Genomic DNA, 18,741 nt, shown 5'->3' on the forward strand with positions numbered 1-18,741 from the left:
GTTGAGCCTGTCGCCCGCTGGTTGAGCCTGTCGAAACCCCTCAGTGCGCCGACTCGCCGTTCACGGTCGTGGTGACGTCGATGCTGCCGACAACGCTGCGGCCGACGGTGCATGCGCGATCGATCGACTTGCCGATGATGGTGCGCAGCGTCGCGACATCCGCCTCGTCGAGGCCGTCGAGGTCGAGCAGGATCTCCTCGTCGATCGCACGGTACCGCTCCTCATTTGGGTCGGAGACCCCGTGGGCCCACACCGTGGCCTGATAGTCATCGCCCAGGCGACGAGCGGTCACCCGGTCGGAGCTCATGCCTGCGCATCCGGCCAGCGCCAGCTTCAACAGCTCTCCGGGCGTGAAGTGGCCGGCGAGCTCAGCCGGGCCGATGAGCACCTCGCTCCCGCGCGCGTTCCTGCCGATGTAGCTGCGCGCGCCCGTGCGGGTTGCGCTCACGCTGCCGGGGCCCGCGTGTGTCGATGGAGTTGGTTGTGGTGCGATTTCACTCATCATTCATTGTGGCCCGCTGTCGCCGGAATCTGCCACAGCTCTTGCACGTGTCCGCGCCGCGACCCCACAATGAGGGTGTGCGCGCCGTTCGGCTCGTGCGCAGTGACGAGAGGGGCGAAGTATGGGTATCGAAGATCTGACCAACCAGGCCAAGGATTTCCTGAAGAGCGAGCACGCTGAAGGCATCAGCGACCAGCTGCTCGACGGGGCGGCCGACCTCGCCAACAAGGTCACTGGCGACAAGTTCGCCGAGCACGTCGACACCGCGCGTGACGCGGCCGACGGCGCCGTCGGCAACGAGTAGAGGTTTCTCGGGCGGATGCCCGAGCGAGGCGGGGTCGGGCGGCAGCCCGACCCCGTTGTCCATGTCGGGGCCTGCCGCTTCGCTACAGTGTGAGCGGAGGTCGGAATGACGGATGCAGTGCGCTCACCACTCGACAAGAGGAGCGTGGACCGGCTCTACCTGCCCGCCCTGCTGCTTCTCACCCTGGCGACGGGCATCGTCGACGCGGTCAGCTACCTCGCGCTCGACCGTGTCTTCACCGGCAACATGACCGGCAACGTGCTCTTCATCGGCTTCGCGCTCACGGGGGAGGGCGGCATCCCGCTGCTGAACAATCTCATCGCACTGCTCGGCTTCCTGATCGGCGCCTTCCTAGCCGCCCGCATCCTGCGGCGGCGCAGCCACGACTCGCGGTTGCCGACCGCCAACCTCGTCGTGCTGCTCGGTGGCGCCGTGCTGACCCTCGCACTGGCCGTCTTCTGGATTGCCGTCGGTACCCTCGACGAGGCCACGATGGTGCCGGTGACCGCGGTGCTCGCGGTCGTGATGGGTGCGCAGGCCGCCAGCGTGCGGGCGACGGGGATCGCCGATGTCAGCACCATCGTCGTCACGAGCACCCTCGCCAATCTCGCGATCGACAGCCACCTCGCCGGCGGCACGGGCGACAAATGGCGCCGTCGCGTGCTCGCGGTCGTCGCGATGGGCGGAGGCGGGGCGATCGGCGCACTGATCATCCGCGCCACCGACCACGGCGCAGTGCCGCTGTTCGTTGCGGGAGCGGTCATGCTCTGCTGCGTCGCGCTGCTGCACCTCGCCCGTCGGCGCGAAACCGCGCCGCGCCCCGCGCGGTAGAAGCGGCCGCAGCGCGGCCGATACGTCTGGCGCGGGTGTGACGTTTCTGCCGCGCGGGAGTCGGCCCCCACCGTTCCGGCGTCAGCTCCGGACCAGTCGTGGTGCGTTCACCGGCACGACCCCGATGCGGGAGAGGCGAGCGGCCAGGCCGGACGTGCTCATGCCGATCGTGTAATCCCAGCGCGTGAATGCACGGGCCTCGCGGCGGAGCGCGTCTTCGCGGAGCTTCTCGGCGTAGATGACGTCACTCGGTGTCCGCTCGCCAAGCAGGCGGGGATCGGCGTACTTGCCCCGACCGTCTGACTCACCGATTGCGTCGACATGCGGCCAGTAGAAGTCGCTGTCGTAGTGCTCGCCGGCGATCACCCAGCGATGCTGGAGCTCAGGTTGTGGCACTCCAAGTCGGGCCATGGTGACGCGGCTGTTCGATTCACTGACCGACTCAGCGCGGCCGTCACCGAAATCCAGCAGTTCACGCGCACGAGCTGACCGCCGAAATGGCAGCATGCGTTCGAAGGTCTCATCGAGTTCCGCCTTCGTGATCGCCGCTCGTCCACCGAAACGGGGAACATGCATGGCGGCATCGATGCTCGCCACTGCCGTGAAAACGGACGCGCTGCGCGCCAGATCGACCAGCGTGCGCGCGAGCCCGGTGAGCACCAATCCGTCGCGCTCGACGATGTCTGCAGCATCGAAATCGGCGGCATGTCGAATCCGATCTGGCGTCGACCGCCCGCCCCTCTCTGGCCGGATCAGCTGGTGCACGGTCTGCGGCCAGCGTCCGACGACCGGCAGTCCGTGCAGTGCAGCGGCTGAGGCGTGCGAGAGCACAGGGAGCTGCCCACTCGTGCGCGCAACGCCGAGCACCATGGCCTGATATCGCTCGGTGGCGTCGAGCGCATCCCACGCTGTGCGCCACGCGTAGAGTCCGCGCCGCAGCCTGATGAGCCTCCCGGCTGCGACCTCGCGAGCCAGCTGACCGCGCACGGCTCCGAGTGCATTGTGCTCGCCCGCGAGGAGGAGCGCCGGCGCGATGCGGACGAGGTCGAGCGACTGCGCGCTCAATGCGGTCTTCATGTCGCCAGTGTGAGTCGTCGTGCCACCGCCGAGCTCGGTTACCTCGAATCTGTGCAGAGCGATCGGGACTGCCCAGCCTGTGCACAACAGCAGCGCGCACACTGGTCCAGGACGCAGCGGATCCGGTGCGCTGCAGAAAGTGCAGCTGCGCGCCACGGCGTCCTGGCGCGGAGGTGTCGTTTCTGGCGCGCGAGTGGCTGTGAACGCCGGGTGAGGGTGGCATGAGCGTGCGCCGCGGATGCCCGGAATCACGGGCGAGGCGGGCGCCACGCCGGCGCGACACGCCCGGGTTGCACTTACCCCGATTCTGTGGCAAACTTGTCCAGTTCAACATTTCTGTCGTTCGTGCTGCGCACGGTGACGGGATCACTGCCAGGCAGTGCATAGTTCCATCCGCGTCATCACCTGTGATGCGAAGGATCGGGCTAGGCCGCGGGTAGCAGAACACACTTCATCACCACCTTGTGCACGGAGCCTCGCTCTGTGCTGTGACGGCCTCGGCCTGAGCGGGAAGCGATGTGGGTGGGAATGGCTTCGGCCGCAACCGCCCGATTGACAGATAAATAGTGGTGCGACTTACGAAGTACTACGACGGCGTCCAATGCAGCCAACCGGATGTAAGACGCCTTGACAGAGAGAGAGTCAGACATGGCGGGACAGAAGATCCGCATTCGACTTAAGTCTTACGACCACGAGGTCATCGATACCTCGGCTCGCAAGATCGTTGACACGGTCACCCGTGCTGGTGCCACCGTTGTTGGCCCGGTACCGCTTCCGACCGAGAAGAACGTGGTGTGTGTCATCCGTTCTCCTCACAAGTACAAGGACAGCCGGGAGCACTTTGAAATGCGCACCCACAAGCGTCTGATCGACATCATCGACCCGACGCCCAAGGCTGTCGACTCGCTTATGCGTCTCGACCTGCCGGCAGACGTCAACATCGAGATCAAGCTCTAAGGGGGCCGGGATGTCTTACGCAGATACGAAGACCTCCAAGGGACTGCTCGGCACGAAGCTCGGCATGACCCAGGTCTGGGACGAGAACAACAAGCTCGTTCCCGTTACCGTCATCGAAATCGCACCGAACGTGGTCACCCAGGTTCGCAACGTCGAGACCGACGGCTACCTCGCCGTCCAGATCGCGTCCGGTCAGATCGATCCCCGCAAGGTGAACAAGCCTGCCGCGGGTCACTTCGAGAAGGCTGGCGTCACCCCCCGCCGTCACGTCACCGAGGTCCGCACCGCGGATGCCGCTGACTACAGCGCGGGCCAGGAGCTCACCGTCGAGGGCGTCTTCGAGGCCGGCCAGCTGGTCGACGTCGTCGGTACCTCGAAGGGTAAGGGCTTCGCCGGTGTCATGAAGCGTCACAACTTCAAGGGTGTCTCCGCTTCGCACGGTGCCCACCGCAACCACCGCAAGCCCGGTTCCATCGGTGCTTCGTCGACCCCGAGCCGTGTCTTCAAGGGCATGCGCATGGCCGGTCGTATGGGTGGAGAGCGCGTGACCGTGCTCAACCTCAAGGTGCACTCGGTTGACGCCGAGAAGGGCCTCCTGCTGGTCAAGGGTGCCGTTCCCGGTGCTCGCGGCCGTCTCGTTTTCGTTCGCAACGCAGTGAAGGGGGCGTAACCAGATGGCTACAGCTACCAACACCATCGACGTTCTCGACGTGAAGGGCAAGAAGGCAGGCTCGATTGAGCTTCCCGCCGAGCTCTTCGACGTTCCGACGAACGTTCCGCTCATCCACCAGGTCGTTGTCGCGCAGCTCGCTGCCGCACGCCAGGGCACGCACAAGACCAAGGGTCGCGGCGAGGTTTCTGGTGCAGGCCGCAAGCCGTTCAAGCAGAAGGGAACCGGTCGCGCTCGTCAGGGCTCGATCCGTGCACCTCACATGACCGGTGGTGGCATCGTCCACGGCCCGACGCCTCGCAACTACGAGCAGCGCACCCCCAAGAAGATGATTGCCGCTGCTCTGCTCGGCTCGCTCTCGGACCGCGCTCGTGGAAGCCGCGTGCACGCTGTCGAGACTCTCGTCCTCGGCGAGACCCCGAACACGCAGGCCGCTCTGGCGTACCTCTCGACCATCTCGACCTCGAAGCACGTTCTCATCGTGCTCGAGCGCGGTGACGAGCAGAGCGCCAAGGCTGTGCGCAACATCCCGTCCGTGCACGTGCTGCCGGCCGACCAGCTGAACGCCTACGACGTGCTCGTCTCTGACGACATCGTCTTCACCAAGGCTGCACTCGAGGCGTTCATCGCTTCGAAGAGCAAGAAGGAAGAGGTCTCCGCATGAGCGCCACTCAGAACAAGGACCCTCGCGACATCATCATCGCTCCGGTCGTTTCCGAGAAGAGCTACGGCCTGATCGACCAGGGCAAGTACACCTTTGTCGTCGACCCGCGCTCGAACAAGACCGAGATCAAGCTCGCCATCGAGAAGATCTTCAACGTCGAGGTCGCGTCCATCAACACCCTGAACCGTCAGGGCAAGACCCGCCGCACCAAGTTCGGCATGGGCAAGCGCAAGGACACCAAGCGTGCCATTGTCACGCTCAAGTCCGGTTCCATCGACATCTTCACGGCTGTCGGCTAGGGAGCAGAGGAAAAACATGGCTATTCGTAAGTACAAGCCCACGACCCCGGGTCGTCGCGGATCTTCTGTTGCGGACTTCGCAGAGATCACCCGCTCGACCCCCGAGAAGTCGCTGCTGCGCCCGCTGCCCAAGACCGGTGGCCGTAACAACCAGGGACGCATCACGACCCGTCACATCGGTGGTGGCCACAAGCGCCAGTACCGTGTCATCGACTTCCGTCGCAATGACAAGGACGGCATCAACGCGAAGGTCGCTCACATCGAGTACGACCCCAACCGCACTGCACGTATTGCTCTCCTGCACTACGTCGACGGCACCAAGCGCTACATCATTGCGCCGAACAAGCTGTCGCAGGGTGACATTGTCGAGTCGGGTCCCGGCGCTGACATCAAGCCCGGCAACAACCTGCCGCTGAAGAACATCCCCACCGGTACCGTGATTCACGCTATCGAGCTCCGCCCCGGTGGCGGCGCCAAGATGGCCCGCTCGGCCGGTGCATCGGTTCGTCTCGTCGCCAAGGACGGCCCCTACGCGCAGCTTCGTCTGCCGTCGGGCGAAATCCGCAACGTCGACGCACGCTGCCGCGCCACGATCGGCGAGGTCGGCAACGCCGAGCAGTCGAACATCAACTGGGGTAAGGCCGGCCGCATGCGCTGGAAGGGCGTTCGCCCGACCGTGCGTGGTGTCGCCATGAACCCGGTTGACCACCCGCACGGTGGTGGTGAGGGTAAGACCTCCGGTGGACGTCACCCGGTCAGCCCCTGGGGTCAGAAGGAAGGCCGTACGCGTAAGCGCAACCTTCCCAGCGACCAGCTCATTGTTCGTCGACGCAACGTCGGCAAGAAGCGTAAGTAGGAGTTGTAGAAGATGCCACGCAGTCTTAAGAAGGGCCCCTTCGTTGATGACCACCTGCTCCGCAAGGTGATCACGGCGAACGAAGCCAACAACAAGAACGTGATCAAGACCTGGTCGCGCCGCTCGATGATCATCCCCGCAATGCTGGGACACACCATCGCAGTGCACGACGGTCGCAAGCACATTCCGGTGTTCGTCACCGAAACCATGGTCGGGCACAAGCTCGGCGAGTTCGCGCCCACCCGCACCTTCCGTGGTCACGTGAAGGACGACAAGAAGGGCCGTCGCCGCTAACGCGGTGACGTGAAGGAGGAGAAGAAATGGTGGAGTCGATCGCACGCGTGCGACACATCCGCGTCACCCCCCAGAAGGCTCGTCGCGTTGTCAACCTGATCCGCGGCAAGCAGGCACAGGAAGCTCTGGCAATCCTGAAGTTCGCACCTCAGGGTGCGAGCGAGCCCGTGTACAAGCTGGTTGCCTCGGCAATCGCTAACGCGCGAGTCAAGGCAGACGCATCGAACACTTTCCTGGACGAGCAGGACCTGTACATCTCGCAGGCATTCGTTGATGAGGGTGCAACCCTCAAGCGTTTCCAGCCGCGTGCACAGGGCCGCGCATTCCAGATTCTGAAGCGCACCAGCCACATCACTGTTGTGCTCACCACTCCTGAGGAGGGCACGAAGTAATGGGTCAGAAAGTAAACCCGTATGGCTTCCGTCTGGGAATCACCACCGACCACGTGTCGCGTTGGTTCTCCGACAGCACGAAGCCGGGTCAGCGCTACCGCGACTTCGTTGCGGAAGACGTCAAGATCCGTCGCCTGTTGAGCACCACGCTCGACCGTGCCGGCGTATCGCGCATCGAGATCGAGCGCACCCGTGACCGTGTCCGCGTTGACATTCACACCGCCCGTCCGGGCATCGTGATCGGTCGTCGTGGTGCAGAGGCCGAGCGCATCCGTGCCGACCTCGAGAAGCTCACGAAGAAGCAGATCCAGCTGAACATCCTCGAGGTCAAGAACCCCGAGGCCGACGCTCAGCTCGTCGCTCAGGGCATTGCCGAGCAGCTCTCCGCACGTGTGGCCTTCCGCCGCGCAATGCGTAAGGGCCTGCAGGGCGCCCAGCGCACCCCCGCAGTCAAGGGTGTTCGTATCCAGGTCTCCGGCCGCCTCGGCGGCGCCGAGATGAGCCGTTCGGAGTTCTACCGCGAAGGCCGTGTGCCGCTGCACACCCTCCGCGCGAACATCGACTACGGCTTCTACGAGGCCAAGACCACCTTCGGCCGCATTGGCGTGAAGGTCTGGATCTACAAGGGCGACATCACCAACAAGGAACTCGCTCGCGAGCAGGCGAACCAGAAGTCGTCGCGCCCCGAGCGTAGCGACCGTCCCCGTCGTGCCCCGCGCGCCGAGGCACCGGTTGCAGCAGGAGTTGAGGCATAACCATGTTGATTCCACGTAAAGTCAAGCACCGTAAGCAGCACCACCCCGGTCGTAGCGGCCAGGCAACTGGTGGTACCAAGGTCACCTTCGGTGAGTTCGGTATCCAGGCCCTGACCCCCGCTTATGTGACCAACCGTCAGATCGAGTCCGCTCGTATCGCCATGACGCGTCACATCAAGCGTGGCGGAAAGGTGTGGATCAACATCTACCCTGACCGTCCGCTGACCAAGAAGCCTGCCGAAACCCGCATGGGTTCCGGTAAGGGTTCCGTCGAGTGGTGGGTAGCAAACGTCAAGCCGGGTCGCGTGCTCTTCGAGGTTGCCGGTGTCCCCGAGACGCTGGCCCGCGAGGCACTTACCCGTGCAATCCACAAGCTGCCCCTCAAGGCACGAATCATCAAGCGCGAAGAGGGTGACGCATAATGGCGATCGGTACCAAGGAGCTCGCAGCCGTCGAGCTCGACACATTTGAAGACGAGCGTCTCGTCGACGAGCTGAAGAAGGCCAAGGAGGAGCTGTTCAACCTGCGCTTCCAGTCGGCCACCGGTCAGCTCGAGAGCCACGGCCGCCTGCGTGCGGTCAAGCGCGACATCGCTCGTATCTACACGGTTCTCCGTGAGCGCGAGCTGGGCATTCGTGCCACGCCCGCACCGGTCGAGGTTCCCGCCAAGGCTGAGAAGAAGACGAAGGCCAAGAAGGACGCCGCTGAGGCTCCTTCGGCTGAAGAGACGAAGGAGGCCTAGTCATGGCTGAGACCAAGAAGGCTGCTGCAGCCGAGGTCGCCGAGACGGCTGAACTCGTCCGCGGCTACCGCAAGACCCGTCGTGGCTACGTCACCAGCGACAAGATGGAAAAGACCATCGTCGTTGAGGTCGAGGACCGCGTGAAGCACCCTCTGTACGGCAAGGTCATCCGTCGTACCTCCAAGGTGAAGGCTCACGACGAGCTCAACGCCGCAGGCATCGGCGACCTCGTTGTCATCAGCGAGACCCGCCCCCTCAGCGCTTCCAAGCGCTGGCGCCTGGTCGAGATCCTCGAGAAGGCCAAGTAAGCCCCCGGGCTTGCTTCGTAGAAGGAGTTAGAAGTGCTTCAGCAAGAATCACGGCTCAAGGTCGCCGACAACACCGGCGCCAAAGAGCTGCTCACCATTCGCGTTCTCGGCGGCTCCGGCCGTCGTTACGCCGGCATCGGTGACGTCATCGTCGCCACCGTCAAGGACGCAATTCCTGGCGGCAACGTCAAGAAGGGCGACGTCGTCAAGGCTGTCGTCGTTCGCGTCAAGAAGCAGACCCGTCGTCCCGACGGTTCGTACATCAAGTTCGATGAGAACGCCGCTGTGATCCTGAAGAACGACGGTGACCCCCGCGGTACCCGTATCTTCGGACCGGTCGGCCGTGAACTTCGTGACAAGAAGTTCATGAAGATCATCTCGCTGGCACCGGAGGTTATCTAAATCATGGCGAACATCAAGAAGGGTGACCTGGTTCAGGTCATCACCGGCCGTCGTCAGGAAAAGGGCGGCGACCGCGGCAAGCAGGGCAAGGTCCTTCAGGTTCTCGTTGAGAAGAACCGCGTGATCGTGGAGGGTGTCAACTTTGCCACCAAGCACGTTCGCGTCGGCCAGACTCAGGGCGGCACCAAGACCGGCGGCATCGAGCAGCACGAGGCACCGATTCACGTGTCGAACGTCGCTTTGGTTGACCCGGAGACCAAGAAGCCCACGCGTGTTGGCTTCCGCAACGAAGAGGTAACGAAGGACGGCGTCACCAAGACGGTCCGCGTTCGTTACGCAAAGAAGTCAGGTAAGGACCTCTAATGACTGACATCGCTACTGGCAAAATCCAGCCGCGTCTCAAGGCGAAGTACCAGGGTGAACTCTCTGCACAGCTGAAGGCCGACCTCGGCCTGACGAACGTGCACCAGATTCCGGGTCTCGTCAAGATCGTTGTGAACATGGGTGTCGGTGAGGCGGCCCGCGATGGCAAGATCATCGACGGCGCTGTTGCAGACCTGACCAAGATCACCGGTCAGAAGCCGCAGGTCACCAAGGCTCGCAAGTCGATTGCTCAGTTCAAGCTGCGCGAGGGTCAGCCCATCGGCGCCCACGTCACGCTCCGTGGCGACCGTATGTGGGAGTTCCTCGACCGCACGCTTTCGCTGGCTCTGCCCCGCATCCGCGACTTCCGCGGCCTGTCGGACAAGCAGTTCGATGGCAATGGCAACTACACCTTCGGTCTGACCGAGCAGGTTATGTTCCACGAGATCGACCAGGACAAGATCGACCGCGTTCGCGGCATGGACATCACTGTTGTGACGACTGCCAAGAACGACGAACAGGGTCGCGCGCTGCTCAAGGCGCTCGGCTTCCCGTTCAAGACGGCCGAAAACTCCTAGTAGTATCAATCGGTTGGCTCGTTGCGCTTGCAGCGGGCCAACCGATTACCGGGCACACGCATCCGCGCGTGCTCTCGCACCACAGGTCGGCACTCTTGTAAAGGGCGTCGAAACCTGGTGAACGAAGGAAATGCATCCTATGACGATGACAGATCCGGTCGCAGATATGCTGACCAGACTGCGCAACGCTAACTCTGCGTACCACGACACCGTGGCCATGCCGCACAGCAAGCTCAAGTCGCACATTGCCGAGATCCTCAAGCGTGAGGGTTACATCGCCGGCTTCGAGGTCACCGACGCGAAGGTCGGCCAGACCCTCACGCTCAGCCTCAAGTTCGGCCCCAACCGCGAGCGTTCGATCGTTGGCATCAAGCGCGTTTCGAAGCCCGGCCTTCGCGTTTACGCAAAGTCGACCGAAATCCCCACCGTCCTCGGTGGCCTCGGTGTTGCCATTCTGTCCACCTCCAGCGGTCTGCTCACCGACCGCCAGGCCGAGAAGAAGGGCGTAGGTGGGGAAGTCCTCGCCTACGTGTGGTAATCACCTATGTCACGTATTGGTCGACTCCCCATTGACATCCCCGCAGGCGTCACTGTGACGATCTCGGGTCAGAATGTTGCCGTCAAGGGCCCGAAGGGCGAGCTCGCGCTCGTCATCGCCAGCCCGATCACGGCCACGGTCGAAGAGAACCAGGTTCTCGTCACCCGTCCGGACGACGAGCGCGCATCGCGTTCGCTGCACGGCCTCACCCGTACGCTGATCGCCAACCAGATCATCGGCGTCACCGAGGGTTACTCCAAGGGCCTCGAGATCGTCGGTACCGGTTACCGCGTCGCGCAGAAGGGCAACTCGCTCGAGTTCGCCCTCGGCTTCTCGCACCCCGTCACCGTCGATGCTCCTGAGGGCATCACCTTCACGGTCGAGGGCAACACCAAGCTCACCGTTGCAGGCATCGACAAGCAGGCCGTCGGTGAGGTTGCCGCCAACATCCGCAAGATCAAGAAGCCGGAGCCCTACAAGGGCAAGGGCATCCGCTACGCCGGCGAGGTTGTCCGTCGTAAGGCCGGAAAGGCTGGTAAGTAACCATGGGTCTCGGAACCAGAGGAAAGAGCAAGTCGGCTGCGCGCACCCGTCGCCACACCCGACTTCGCAAGAAGATCGAGGGCACCGCGGTTCGTCCGCGCCTCATCGTCAACCGTTCAGCACGCCACGTATTCGTACAGGTTGTGGACGACAGCAAGGGCCACACGCTGGCTTCCGCTTCCACCATGGAAGCAGACCTGCGTACCTTCGACGGTGACAAGACGGCCAAGGCACGCAAGATCGGCGCACTCGTCGCCGAGCGTGCACAGGCTGCTGGCATCGACGCCGTCGTTTTTGACCGTGGTGGCAGCAAGTACGCGGGTCGCGTAGCCGCTGTCGCTGATGGAGCGCGAGAGGCAGGGCTCAAGCTGTGAGCGAGATTACTAAGGAGCAAGAGGTGGCTGTTGTAGAGGCACCGGTGGAGACCGCTGCATCGACGGCACCCGCACAGAACGAGCGTGAAGCTCGTCGTGGCGGCCGTGAGCGCAACCCCAACCGCGAGCGTGGAGCCCGCGACGCCGAGAAGAGCCAGTTCCTGGAGCGCGTTGTCACCATCAACCGCGTGTCGAAGGTCGTCAAGGGTGGTCGTCGCTTCAGCTTCACCGCTCTCGTCGTCGTCGGCGACGGCAACGGACTCGTCGGTGTTGGATATGGCAAGGCCCGCGAGGTGCCGACCGCTATCTCCAAGGGCGTCGAAGAGGCCAAGAAGAACTTCTTCCGCGTCCCCCGCGTCGGCAGCACCATCCCGCACCCCGTGCAGGGTGAGGCCGCAGCCGGTGTCGTTCTGCTTCGTCCGGCCGCTGCCGGTACCGGTGTTATCGCCGGTGGCCCGGTTCGCGCCGTGCTCGAGTGTGCAGGCATCCACGACGTGCTGAGCAAGTCGCTCGGTTCGTCGAACACGATCAACATCGTGCACGCAACCGTCGCAGCCCTGCAGCAGCTCGAGGAACCTCGCGCCGTTGCCGCTCGCCGTGGGCTCGCCTACGACGAGGTCGCTCCGGCCCGTCTGCTGCGTGCCGAGGCTCAGGCAGCCGAGGCTGCCGCAGCAGCGAAGGCAGGTGCCTAATGGCCGCGCAGCTCAAGGTTACGCAGATCAAGTCCAAAGTTAGTGAGAAGCAGAACCAGCGCGACACGCTTCGCAGCCTGGGACTCAAGCGCATCGGTGACGTTGTCGTTCGTGAAGACACCCCGCAGAACCGCGGCTACGTCAACACTGTCGCTCACCTTGTCAAGGTCGAGGAGATTGACTAATGGCTGAAGCCAAGGAAACAGCAGAGAAGGAAGCCGTCAAGGCTGCCCCTAAGAAGGCAACCGCGGCTAAGGCAGCAACCAAGGCTCCGGCCAAGGCTGCAGCCGAGAAGGCGCCCGCAAAGGCCAAGGCCGTCAAGGCCGAGGCTGGCGAGGCACGCGAGCAGGTCCTCAAGGTGCACCACCTCCGCCCGGCTCCCGGCGCGAAGAAGGACCGCACCCGTGTTGGCCGCGGTGAAGGCTCCAAGGGTAAGACGGCTGGCCGTGGTACCAAGGGAACCAAGGCGCGCTACCAGGTCCGCATCGGCTTCGAGGGTGGGCAGATGCCGCTGCACATGCGCACCCCGAAGCTCCGCGGCTTCAAGAACCCGTTCCGCGTTGAGTACCAGGTCGTGAACCTGGACAAGCTCGCCGAGCTCTACCCCACCGGTGGAGACGTCACCATCAGCGACCTCGTCGCCAAGGGTGCGGTGCGCAACAACGAAAAGGTCAAGGTTCTCGGCGATGGCGACATTGCAGTTAAACTGAACGTAACGGTCGACAAGGTCTCCGGCTCCGCCGAGGCTAAGATTGTCGCCGCTGGCGGATCAATCAACTAGTACACCAGTAGTTGTAACGAGCCTGTCGGGACCTCGCGTAGTATTCGTGGGGGCCCGGCAGGCTCGATTCACACAGTGGGTGTGAGAGCAGTGACTGATTCTTCACGGAATTACAGGAGGCCTTGTGTTTAGCGCGATCGCGCGGATTTTCCGCACGCCCGACCTTCGGAAGAAGATCGGCTTCACTTTGGGCATGGTTGCCCTCTTCAGACTGGGCTCGTTCATCCCCGCCCCGTTTGTCGATTTCAACAGCGTGCAGCAGTGTCTGGCAGCCAACTCCGACACCTCGGGCCTCTACGAGCTCGTCAACCTGTTCAGCGGTGGAGCCCTCCTCCAGCTCTCCATCTTCGCACTGGGCATCATGCCGTACATCACGGCCTCGATCATCGTGCAGCTGCTGCGCGTGGTCATCCCTCACTTTGAGACCCTCTACAAGGAGGGTCAGGCGGGTCAGTCAACGCTGACGCAGTACACCCGCTACCTCACGATCGCCCTCGCGGTCCTGCAGTCCACCACGCTGATCACCGTTGCCCGCAGCGGTGCTCTCTTCGGCAGCTCAGGCAACGCCGCCTGCACGCAGCTGCTGACGAACGACGCCTGGTACGCAATCATGCTGATGGTGCTCACGATGACCGCCGGTACCGGTGTCATCATGTGGATGGGCGAGCTCATCACCGAGCGCGGCGTCGGCAACGGTATGTCGCTGCTGATCTTCACCTCGATCGCCGCACAGTTCCCGGCATCCCTCGGACGTATCGCGTCGGCCAAGGGCTGGGACACGCTCGCCATCGTGATCGCCGTCGGCCTCGTCGTCGTCGCAGCCGTCGTGTTCGTCGAGCAATCGCAGCGCAGAATCCCGGTGCAGTACGCGAAGCGCATGGTCGGCCGCCGCACCTACGGCGGAAACAACACGTACATCCCGATCAAGGTCAACATGGCCGGCGTCATCCCCGTGATCTTCGCGTCGTCGCTGCTCTACCTGCCCGCGCTGATCGCCCAGTTCAACCAGCCGGCCCCCGGCGAAGAGCCGCAGGCCTGGGTGCTGTGGGTGACCGCGAACCTCACCGGCGGCGGGCAGCCGCTGTACATGCTCCTGTACTTCCTGCTCATCGTCGGATTCACTTACTTCTATGTCGCGATCACCTTCAACCCCGAAGAGGTCGCCGACAACATGAAGAAGTACGGTGGCTTCATCCCCGGCATCCGTGCCGGTCGACCCACCGCCGAGTACCTCGACTATGTGCTCACCCGCATCACGCTTCCCGGCTCGCTCTACCTGGGTATCATCGCCCTGTTGCCGCTGGTCGCGTTCTCTGCGGTCGGTGCCGACCAGAACTTCCCGTTCGGCGGCGCCTCCATCTTGATCATCGTTGGTGTTGGTCTCGAGACGGTCAAGCAGATCGACTCGCAGCTGCAGCAGCGTCACTACGAAGGGTTGCTGCGATGAGCAAAACCGCCGCAGAACGCAACATCGCCCGAGGCGCACGCCTCCTGATCGTCGGTCCTCCCGGCGCGGGCAAAGGAACTCAGGCGAAGCGCATCGGCGAGACGTTCGGTATCCCCGACGTGTCGACCGGGGACATCTTCCGCTTCCACATCAAGAACGGCACGGAGCTCGGTCTCCGCGTCAAGGCGATCGTCGATGCCGGTGACTACGTCCCCGACTCGCTCACGAACGAGATCGTGACCGCCCGGCTCGAGGAGGAGGATGCCGCCAACGGCTTCCTGCTCGACGGCTACCCGCGCACGATCGACCAGGTGCACTACCTGGACGGGCTCCTCGAGAAGAAGGGTCAGCCTCTCGAGGCCGTGATCCGCCTCGTCGCCGACCAGGAGGAGATCATCGCGCGTCTCTCCAAGCGCGCGCTCGAGCAGGGTCGTGCAGACGACACCGAGGAAGCCATCCGGCACCGCCAGGAGGTGTACGCCCGCGAGACCGCTCCGCTGGTTGAGGTCTTCCGTGAGCGTGGCCTGCTGATCGACGTCGACGGCCTCGGCAACGTCGATGAAGTCGGCGACCGCATCAGCGCAGCGCTGCAGGCCGCGGGAATCGGCGTCGCCGACTCCGACGTCGCCGCCGCGTCCTAGGCCGCTCGATGGGCTTTCGCCGCACGTCGATCTACAAGTCGGCTGCCGAACTCCGGCAGATGGTCGCGCCCGGTCTCGTGACCGCGGCCGGCCTGGCGGCCGTCCGCAGCAACATCCGGCCCGGCATCACGCCGCTGGAGCTCGACGGCATCGCCGAGGCCGCGATCATCGCGGCCGGCGGTGTCTCGAACTTCAAGCTCGTCCCCGGCTACCGCCACACCCTGTGCATCTCGGTGAACGCCGATGTCGTGCACGGAATCCCGAGCACCCGCCCGCTCGAACCCGGTGACATCGTCTCCGTCGACGGCGGAGCCGACGTCGCCGGGTGGAGCGGTGACTCCGCGTTCACGGTGGTCGTCCCCGATCCAGCGCGCCCCGAGCTCGTCGCGGCCCGGCAGCACCTCAGCGACGTCACGGAGCAGTCGCTCTGGCACGGCATCGCGCGGCTCGCACGTGCCCGCCACCTCAACGAGGTCGGCGACTCCGTTCAGGGTTATGTCGAGGCCAACCCGGCACCGGGCTCCGACGAGCCGTACGGGATCCTCACCGACTACATCGGCCACGGCATCGGGCGCAGCATGCACGAGGAGCCGCCCGTGTTCAACTACCGCGTCCGGCAGAAGGGCCCCGAGGTCAAGGCCGGCCTGGTCGTCGCCATCGAGCCGATGGTCGTCGCGGGGGACATCGACACCTTCACGCAGGATGACGAGTGGACTGTCACGACGGAGGACGGCGGCGACGCGGCGCACTGGGAGCACAGCGTTGCCGTGCACAGTGGTGGCATCTGGGTGCTCACCGCGGTCGACGGCGGAGCGGCGCAGCTGGCTCCGCTCGGCGTCACCCCCGTTCCCATTCCCTGAGTTCAGCGGCTAGGGTGTTGTCGACGGCAGCCCAGCACTGGAGGTCACTCGTGATGTGTGCACACAGCGGAGTCCGAGTCGGGGGAGTGCGCTCATGCGTGTGAGCGGAACCGGGATCGGCACCGGAATCGCCATCGGCCCCGTGGTGCGGATGCCGGATCCACTGCCTGATCCCGCAGATGTCCCGAGCACCATCGGTGCGGACGCCGAGCGGCAGCGTGCACAGCGCGCGCTGCGTGCCGTGGCCGCGGAGCTTCGCCGCCGCGGCGGGCTCGCGGGCGGCGCGGCATCCGAGGTGCTCGAGGCACAGGCGATGTTCGCGGAAGACCCCATGCTTGAGGGCGACGTTGACGCGCGGATCGCCTCGGGCAAGACAGCCGATCGGGCCGTTCACGAGGCCTATGCCGCCTACCGTGCGCAGCTCGTTGCCCTCGGCGGCTACATGGCCGAGCGCGCCGTTGACGTCGACGACGTGTCGCAGCGGGTCGTCGCCGAGGTCCTCGGCGTGCAGGCCCCCGGTGTTCCGCACCCCGGCCACCCCTTCGTGCTCGTCGCGCGCGACCTGGCTCCTGCCGACACCGCGACGCTCGATCTCGATCAGGTGCTCGCGCTCGTGACCATCGGAGGCGGCCCGACCTCGCACACGGCGATCCTCGCACGGGACAAGGCCATCGTCGCCGTCGTCGCGGCCGAGGGGGCGAGCGCGCTGAGCGACGATGACGAGGTCATCGTCGACGCGGAGAACGATGTGCTCGTGCTCGCGCCGACGGCTGCGGAACGCGCGGAAGCCGAGGCCAGGCGCGCCGAGCGCGACGCCCGCCGTGCTGCGCCGCTCACGCCAGGGAGGCTGGCCGACGGCACGGCCGTCCCGTTGCTCGCGAACCTCGGGTCCGCTGACGCGGCTGCCGGTGCGGTGGCCGCCGGCGCCGAGGGCGTCGGCCTGTTCCGCACCGAGTTCCTGTTCCTCGAGGCCACGAGCGCTCCGACCGTCGCGGAGCAGCAGCTCGAGTACGGCAGACTGCTGCAGGCCTTCGACGGCAAGAAGGTGGTCGTGCGGGTGCTCGATGCCGGCGCAGACAAGCCGCTCGCCTTCCTGCACGATGACACAGGTCACGAAGACAATCCCGCACTCGGTCTGCGCGGCATCCGTGCGCTCCGCGCGCACGAACAGATCCTGCGCGATCAGCTCACGGCCCTCGCAGCCGCCGACGCTGAGACGAACGCCGAGCTGTGGGTGATGGCGCCGATGGTCGCCACGGTCGAGGAGGCCGAGTACTTCACCGCGCTCGCCCGCGAGCTCGGCATCCGCACACCGGGTGTCATGATCGAGGTGCCGTCGGCGGCCCTGCTCGCCGACCGGATGCTGCAGGCGACCGACTTCGCGTCGATCGGCACCAACGACCTCACCCAGTACACCCTCGCTGCCGACCGCCTGCTCGGCAGCGTCGCCGCCCTGCAGAGCCCGTGGAACCCGGCCGTGCTCCGGCTGATCGCCGAGGTCGGCGCCGCGGGCAGGGGCCTCGGCAAGCCCGTCGGCATCTGCGGCGAGGCCGCAGCCGACCCGCTGTTGGCCGTCGTGCTCGTCGGGCTCGGAGCGACGAGCCTGTCGATGTCATCGGCGGCCATCGCCGATGTGCGCGCGTCACTGCTCCGCTTCGACGCCGCCCAGGCGGCCGCGATGGCGGATCTCGCGCTTGCTGCGGTGGGAGCCGCGGAGGCGCACTCCGCGGTCAGGGCCTTCGCCGCCGGCATCGCAGCACGAGACGGCGACGGATAATACAGCCTGACTTGGCAAATCCCGGGTTCATCCCATAAGATTGACCCTTGGTGTTTTATGCACGTTCAGCGTGCCTCATTCGGCGGTTCCCGTTCGGATGAAAACACCGAATAACGCACGATCAGCATCCAATTACTTATTAGCGACGAAGAGGCTATGGCCAAAAAAGACGGCGTCATCGAAATCGAGGGCTCGGTGGTAGAAGCTCTGCCCAACGCGATGTTTCGCGTAGAGCTCACCAACGGACACAAGGTTCTTGCTCACATCTCGGGCAAGATGCGTCAGCACTACATCCGCATCCTCCCAGAGGACCGCGTGATTGTGGAGCTGAGCCCCTACGACCTGACCCGTGGTCGGATCGTTTACCGCTACAAGTAACGGGCTGCTGTTAAGTAACGGCTCGCGGCATCCCGCGAGTACGAAGACAGCGAAAAACAAGGAACCACAATGAAGGTCAACCCCAGCGTCAAGCCGATCTGCGAGCACTGCAAGGTGATTCGCCGCAACGGCCGCGTCATGGTCATCTGCAAGAGCAACCCGCGCCACAAGCAGCGTCAGGGCTAGTCTCTTCTCCTTCACGGGGCAGATACACAATTCAACACCGAAATCGCATTCTCAAGAAGCTGAGCGTCTGACGCGAGGCGGACACCCACGGTTGGAGGCCGTGGCACCGAGAATGCACCACACCTCCACTCACCTCAAGGAGCAGCCACCATGGCACGTCTCGCAGGCGTAGACATCCCGCGCGAAAAGCGCGTGGAGATCGCACTGACCTACATTTACGGTGTTGGGCGCACAAGCGCGCTCAAGACCCTCGCTGACACCGAGATCGACGGAAACATCCGCGTCAAGGACCTCAGCGACGACCAGCTCGTCGCACTTCGTGACTACATCGAAGGCAACTTCAAGGTAGAAGGTGACCTTCGCCGCGAGGTCGCCGCCGACATCCGCCGCAAGGTTGAGATCGGATCCTACGAGGGCATCCGCCACCGTCGCGGCCTGCCCGTGCGCGGACAGCGCACCAAGACCAACGCTCGTACCCGCAAGGGCCCGAAGCGCACCGTCGCCGGCAAGAAGAAGGCTCGCTAGGCCTC

Annotated in this window: 31 protein-coding genes; 29 read left to right on the plus strand and 2 right to left on the minus strand. The window is 64.5% G+C overall.

Going from position 1 to position 18,741, the window contains the following annotated elements; genetic code table 11:
- Positions 1–40 precede the first annotated feature (40 nt).
- Positions 41–448 carry an OsmC family protein gene (locus EV379_RS02190; protein ID WP_242616196.1) on the minus strand — a complete coding sequence of 136 codons (408 nt, stop codon included), beginning with the start codon at positions 446–448 and terminating at the stop codon, positions 41–43.
- A gap of 175 nt (positions 449–623) precedes the next feature.
- Between EV379_RS02190 and EV379_RS02195 the strand changes: the two genes are divergently transcribed.
- Positions 624–806 carry an antitoxin gene (locus tag EV379_RS02195; protein WP_130504713.1) on the plus strand — a complete coding sequence of 61 codons (183 nt, stop codon included), beginning with the start codon at positions 624–626 and terminating at the stop codon, positions 804–806.
- Between the two features lie 105 nt (positions 807–911).
- Positions 912–1,637: a YoaK family protein gene (locus tag EV379_RS02200; protein WP_130504714.1), complete on the plus strand. Its 726-nt coding sequence runs from the start codon at positions 912–914 to the stop codon at positions 1,635–1,637.
- A gap of 81 nt (positions 1,638–1,718) precedes the next feature.
- On the opposite strand, the gene EV379_RS02205 is transcribed toward EV379_RS02200, so the two are convergent.
- Complete coding sequence (locus EV379_RS02205; protein WP_130504715.1) at positions 1,719–2,714, minus strand: hypothetical protein; 996 nt, start codon at positions 2,712–2,714, stop codon at positions 1,719–1,721.
- Between the two features lie 648 nt (positions 2,715–3,362).
- On the opposite strand from EV379_RS02205, the gene rpsJ reads away from it, so the two are divergent.
- The 27 genes from rpsJ (at position 3,363) to rpsM (ending at position 18,736) form a co-directional block, all read left to right on the plus strand.
- Entirely contained in the window at positions 3,363–3,671 is a 309-nt protein-coding gene (rpsJ, locus tag EV379_RS02210; protein ID WP_005050520.1) for a 30S ribosomal protein S10, read from the plus strand.
- 10 nt (positions 3,672–3,681) lie between these two features.
- Positions 3,682–4,341: a 50S ribosomal protein L3 gene (gene rplC, locus EV379_RS02215; RefSeq protein WP_130504716.1), complete on the plus strand. Its 660-nt coding sequence runs from the start codon at positions 3,682–3,684 to the stop codon at positions 4,339–4,341.
- 4 nt (positions 4,342–4,345) lie between these two features.
- Positions 4,346–5,005, plus strand: coding sequence for a 50S ribosomal protein L4 (gene rplD, locus EV379_RS02220; RefSeq protein ID WP_130504717.1), 660 nt, complete (start codon positions 4,346–4,348; stop codon positions 5,003–5,005).
- The gene (gene rplW / locus EV379_RS02225; RefSeq protein WP_047405407.1) at positions 5,002–5,304 is read left to right on the plus strand and encodes a 50S ribosomal protein L23; all 303 of its coding nucleotides are present in this window, start codon (positions 5,002–5,004) and stop codon (positions 5,302–5,304) included. The genes rplD and rplW overlap by 4 nt, the downstream gene beginning before the upstream one ends.
- A gap of 16 nt (positions 5,305–5,320) precedes the next feature.
- Positions 5,321–6,160, plus strand: coding sequence for a 50S ribosomal protein L2 (gene rplB, locus EV379_RS02230; RefSeq protein WP_055834666.1), 840 nt, complete (start codon positions 5,321–5,323; stop codon positions 6,158–6,160).
- 12 nt (positions 6,161–6,172) lie between these two features.
- Complete coding sequence (rpsS, locus tag EV379_RS02235) at positions 6,173–6,454, plus strand: 30S ribosomal protein S19 (RefSeq protein WP_047405419.1); 282 nt, start codon at positions 6,173–6,175, stop codon at positions 6,452–6,454.
- Positions 6,455–6,480: 26 nt separating this feature from the next.
- Entirely contained in the window at positions 6,481–6,846 is a 366-nt protein-coding gene (rplV, locus tag EV379_RS02240) for a 50S ribosomal protein L22 (protein ID WP_055834663.1), read from the plus strand.
- Positions 6,846–7,601 carry a 30S ribosomal protein S3 gene (gene rpsC, locus EV379_RS02245; RefSeq protein WP_130504718.1) on the plus strand — a complete coding sequence of 252 codons (756 nt, stop codon included), beginning with the start codon at positions 6,846–6,848 and terminating at the stop codon, positions 7,599–7,601. Before rplV ends, rpsC begins: the two co-directional genes overlap by 1 nt.
- Before the next feature lie 2 nt (positions 7,602–7,603).
- Complete coding sequence (rplP, locus tag EV379_RS02250) at positions 7,604–8,023, plus strand: 50S ribosomal protein L16 (protein ID WP_130504719.1); 420 nt, start codon at positions 7,604–7,606, stop codon at positions 8,021–8,023.
- Entirely contained in the window at positions 8,023–8,343 is a 321-nt protein-coding gene (rpmC, locus tag EV379_RS17475) for a 50S ribosomal protein L29 (protein ID WP_130504720.1), read from the plus strand. The genes rplP and rpmC overlap by 1 nt, the downstream gene beginning before the upstream one ends.
- Positions 8,344–8,345: 2 nt before the next feature.
- A complete protein-coding gene (rpsQ, locus tag EV379_RS02260; RefSeq protein WP_130504721.1) occupies positions 8,346–8,651 on the plus strand; it encodes a 30S ribosomal protein S17 in 306 nt (101 codons plus the stop codon).
- Between the two features lie 33 nt (positions 8,652–8,684).
- Entirely contained in the window at positions 8,685–9,053 is a 369-nt protein-coding gene (rplN, locus tag EV379_RS02265) for a 50S ribosomal protein L14 (RefSeq protein WP_047405432.1), read from the plus strand.
- A gap of 3 nt (positions 9,054–9,056) precedes the next feature.
- Complete coding sequence (gene rplX, locus EV379_RS02270; protein WP_130504722.1) at positions 9,057–9,416, plus strand: 50S ribosomal protein L24; 360 nt, start codon at positions 9,057–9,059, stop codon at positions 9,414–9,416.
- Positions 9,416–9,994 (plus strand): 50S ribosomal protein L5, encoded by a 579-nt coding sequence (rplE, locus tag EV379_RS02275; RefSeq protein WP_130504723.1) that lies wholly within the window; start codon positions 9,416–9,418, stop codon positions 9,992–9,994. The genes rplX and rplE overlap by 1 nt, the downstream gene beginning before the upstream one ends.
- 139 nt (positions 9,995–10,133) lie before the next feature.
- The gene (gene rpsH / locus EV379_RS02280; protein ID WP_130504724.1) at positions 10,134–10,532 is read left to right on the plus strand and encodes a 30S ribosomal protein S8; all 399 of its coding nucleotides are present in this window, start codon (positions 10,134–10,136) and stop codon (positions 10,530–10,532) included.
- A 6-nt stretch (positions 10,533–10,538) separates the two neighbouring features.
- The gene (gene rplF / locus EV379_RS02285) at positions 10,539–11,075 is read left to right on the plus strand and encodes a 50S ribosomal protein L6 (RefSeq protein WP_130504725.1); all 537 of its coding nucleotides are present in this window, start codon (positions 10,539–10,541) and stop codon (positions 11,073–11,075) included.
- A 2-nt stretch (positions 11,076–11,077) separates the two neighbouring features.
- Entirely contained in the window at positions 11,078–11,449 is a 372-nt protein-coding gene (gene rplR / locus EV379_RS02290) for a 50S ribosomal protein L18 (RefSeq protein ID WP_130504726.1), read from the plus strand.
- A gap of 23 nt (positions 11,450–11,472) precedes the next feature.
- On the plus strand, positions 11,473–12,141 hold the full coding sequence (gene rpsE, locus EV379_RS02295) for a 30S ribosomal protein S5 (RefSeq protein WP_130504727.1): 669 nt from the start codon (positions 11,473–11,475) through the stop codon (positions 12,139–12,141).
- Positions 12,141–12,326, plus strand: a complete 186-nt coding sequence (gene rpmD / locus EV379_RS02300; RefSeq protein ID WP_047405444.1) for a 50S ribosomal protein L30 — start codon at positions 12,141–12,143, stop codon at positions 12,324–12,326. Before rpsE ends, rpmD begins: the two co-directional genes overlap by 1 nt.
- On the plus strand, positions 12,326–12,922 hold the full coding sequence (rplO, locus tag EV379_RS02305; protein ID WP_130504728.1) for a 50S ribosomal protein L15: 597 nt from the start codon (positions 12,326–12,328) through the stop codon (positions 12,920–12,922). Before rpmD ends, rplO begins: the two co-directional genes overlap by 1 nt.
- A gap of 124 nt (positions 12,923–13,046) precedes the next feature.
- Positions 13,047–14,369: a preprotein translocase subunit SecY gene (gene secY / locus EV379_RS02310; RefSeq protein WP_130504729.1), complete on the plus strand. Its 1,323-nt coding sequence runs from the start codon at positions 13,047–13,049 to the stop codon at positions 14,367–14,369.
- A complete protein-coding gene (locus tag EV379_RS02315) occupies positions 14,366–15,010 on the plus strand; it encodes an adenylate kinase (protein ID WP_130504730.1) in 645 nt (214 codons plus the stop codon). Before secY ends, EV379_RS02315 begins: the two co-directional genes overlap by 4 nt.
- 8 nt (positions 15,011–15,018) lie before the next feature.
- Complete coding sequence (gene map / locus EV379_RS02320) at positions 15,019–15,870, plus strand: type I methionyl aminopeptidase (protein ID WP_130504731.1); 852 nt, start codon at positions 15,019–15,021, stop codon at positions 15,868–15,870.
- Between the two features lie 94 nt (positions 15,871–15,964).
- Entirely contained in the window at positions 15,965–17,647 is a 1,683-nt protein-coding gene (gene ptsP / locus EV379_RS02325) for a phosphoenolpyruvate--protein phosphotransferase (RefSeq protein ID WP_130504732.1), read from the plus strand.
- Positions 17,648–17,803: 156 nt separating this feature from the next.
- Positions 17,804–18,025, plus strand: coding sequence for a translation initiation factor IF-1 (gene infA, locus EV379_RS02330; protein ID WP_021759551.1), 222 nt, complete (start codon positions 17,804–17,806; stop codon positions 18,023–18,025).
- Positions 18,026–18,094: 69 nt separating this feature from the next.
- Positions 18,095–18,211: a 50S ribosomal protein L36 gene (rpmJ, locus tag EV379_RS02335; protein WP_047405455.1), complete on the plus strand. Its 117-nt coding sequence runs from the start codon at positions 18,095–18,097 to the stop codon at positions 18,209–18,211.
- A gap of 150 nt (positions 18,212–18,361) precedes the next feature.
- Positions 18,362–18,736 carry a 30S ribosomal protein S13 gene (gene rpsM, locus EV379_RS02340; protein ID WP_047405457.1) on the plus strand — a complete coding sequence of 125 codons (375 nt, stop codon included), beginning with the start codon at positions 18,362–18,364 and terminating at the stop codon, positions 18,734–18,736.
- Positions 18,737–18,741: the final 5 nt, after the last annotated feature.

This window comes from Microterricola gilva (genome assembly GCF_004217495.1).
Lineage (GTDB): Bacteria > Actinomycetota > Actinomycetes > Actinomycetales > Microbacteriaceae > Microterricola > Microterricola gilva.